At 57.8% G+C, this 2,201-nt stretch carries 4 protein-coding genes; all 4 read right to left on the bottom strand.

The window, feature by feature from the left end; translation table 11 throughout:
• The coding region (gene fabZ / locus AC1DWI_RS20460) for a 3-hydroxyacyl-ACP dehydratase FabZ (RefSeq protein WP_477725605.1) at nucleotides 1–371 on the bottom strand (371 nt) is incomplete at its 3' end.
• Nucleotides 368–1,432: a UDP-3-O-(3-hydroxymyristoyl)glucosamine N-acyltransferase gene (gene lpxD, locus AC1DWI_RS20455; RefSeq protein WP_477725604.1), complete on the bottom strand. Its 1,065-nt coding sequence runs from the start codon at nucleotides 1,430–1,432 to the stop codon at nucleotides 368–370. The genes fabZ and lpxD, both read right to left, overlap by 4 nt.
• A 48-nt stretch (nucleotides 1,433–1,480) precedes the next feature.
• Entirely contained in the window at nucleotides 1,481–1,987 is a 507-nt protein-coding gene (locus tag AC1DWI_RS20450) for an OmpH/Skp family outer membrane protein (protein WP_477669255.1), read from the bottom strand.
• Nucleotides 1,987–2,201, bottom strand: a 215-nt coding sequence (locus AC1DWI_RS20445) for a BamA/TamA family outer membrane protein (RefSeq protein WP_477674606.1), incomplete at its 5' end; no start/stop codon positions are given. The genes AC1DWI_RS20450 and AC1DWI_RS20445, both read right to left, overlap by 1 nt.

Genomic DNA, 2,201 nt, shown 5'->3' with positions numbered 1-2,201 from the left:
CCTTTGAATTTAAAAATGCCGGCCTTCATGCGGTCCAGTGTGACGTCCATGATCAGCTGGTCGCCAGGTTCAACGGGGCGCTTGAAGCGTGCRCCRTCGATRCCGGCGAAGTAATAGACCGTCTTGTCGTCGGGCGTGACGCCCAGCGTCKCRAAGGCCAGCAGCGCGGCCGCCTGCGCCATRGCTTCCAGTATCAATACCCCCGGCATCACCGGGTGATGGGGAAAGTGCCCCATAAAAAAGGGCTCGTTGATCGTGACGTTTTTGAGCGCCTTGATGCGTTTGCCTTTTTCGATTTCCAGCACCCGGTCCACCAGCAGGATGGGATAACGATGCGGCAGCTGTTTGAGAATTTGGTGGATATCCATCATGATTTTTCTTGAGTGTGTCCTGAGTGCAGGATGGCTTTTTCGACCTCCCTGAGACGCTCACGATGCGTATGAAGCTGCTTGAGCGTAGCGGCATTTTTTTCCCAGACAGCATTGTCGTCGATGGGAAAGAGCCCGGTGTAATGCCCGGGCTTCAAAATGGATCGGGTTACCACCGATGCAGCCGAGACATGCACACCATCGGCGAGCGTCAGGTGGCCCAGCACAATGGCGCCGCCCCCCACCGTGCAATGCGCACCAATCGTGGCGCTGCCCGCGACGCCGGCACAGCCGGCCATGGCGGTATGTTTGCCAACCCGGACGTTGTGGCCGATCTGGACCAGGTTATCGAGCTTCACACCGTCTTCCAGCACCGTATCCTGCAGCGCACCGCGGTCAATGCAGGTGTTGGCACCGATCTCGACATCATTGCCGATCTGCACACCACCAAGTTGCTCGATCTTCACCCACTGTCCCTGGTGCGACGCAAAGCCAAAACCGTCAGCGCCGATCACCGCGCCGGAGTGCACGATACAGCGCTCCCCCACGCGGCAGCCGTCGGCCACGGTCACGCGCGCCGACAACCGGGTGTTCGCACCGATTTGCACATGCCGCCCGACGACGCAATGCTCCGCAATCCGCGCATCCGTGCCAATCACCGCGCCTTGGCCAATGCAGGCAAATGCACCGATCGAAACGCCGGACGCCACAGTGGCAGAGGGATCGATATAGGCACTGGGATGAATGTGCGGAACCACCTGCGGGGAATGCCACCGCTTCCAGAGTTGGGTGACCAACGCAAAAGCGTGGTAGGGATCGTCTGTCACGATGCAGGCGCCACGCTTGACTGCGGCCTCGCGCGCGGCGGGCGCCACMATGACGCAGACAGCCTCGGACTGCGCGAGCTTGGACAAGTATTTGGGGTGGCTGAGGAAACTCAGGTCCGCGGGACCGGCAGCCTCCAACGTAGAGAGCCGCTCTATCTGCAGGCCGGGGTCGCCGACCAGTTCGACCTGTACTGCACCGGCTAGGGATTCAACGATATCGGCAAGACGGAGTGTCACACTGCGCCTGCCATTTTCACGATGGTGATCGTGGTGAACACCCCGCAATCAACGGGCAGCGTTCAACGCCTTGATCACCTTGTCGGTGATGTCATGCTTGGGATTGACATAGACCGATTCCTGGAGAATCAGGTCGTACTTTTCCGTCTCAGCCAGCGTCTTCACAACCTTGTTCGCACGTTCGATGACCTGCTGGAGTTCTTCATTCTTGCGGGTGTTCAGGTCTTCCTGGAATTCACGGCGCTTGCGCTGGAAGTCCCGATCCTGGTCAACAAGCTGCTTTTGCCGTGAAACGCGCTGACTCTCCGCGAGCGTCGGGGCTTCACGCTCAAATTTGTCGGAGAGTGTTTTCAGCTGGGTCGCCAGATCGTTCAGCTCTTTTTCACGCTTGCTGAATTCCTGCTCAAGTTTGGTCTGGGCGGCTTTCGCGGAATTGGCTTCCCGGAAAATCCGGTCCAGATTGACAATCCCGACTTTGAACTCCTGCGCACTTGCGGAGAACCCCGCCAGTGCAATGGCAACGCCCAGGAAAATTTTGATTGAAAAATGCTTCATTAGAAAGATGTACCAATTTGGAATTGCAACCGCTCTATTCTATCGCCTGGCATTTTGCGCAGCGGCGTCGCAATAGCGATGCGCAAGGGACCCACTGGGGAAATCCAGCTGATACCAATACCTGTGGAAGCCCGCAAGTCATTTACCCGAAAACGCTCATTTTCACCAAAAACATTGCCTGCGTCCACAAACCCATAGAGGCGCAGGGTACGGT

The sequence above is a fragment of the Polaromonas sp. P3_C2 genome (assembly GCF_056402675.1).
This window is presented reverse-complemented; position numbering and strand designations above follow the sequence as displayed.

Bases quoted from the DNA above. Each gene is read 5' to 3' on its own strand.
- AC1DWI_RS20450 (WP_477669255.1), bottom strand. From the start codon at position 1,987: ATGAAGCATTTTTCAATCAAAATTTTCCTGGGCGTTGCCATTGCACTG.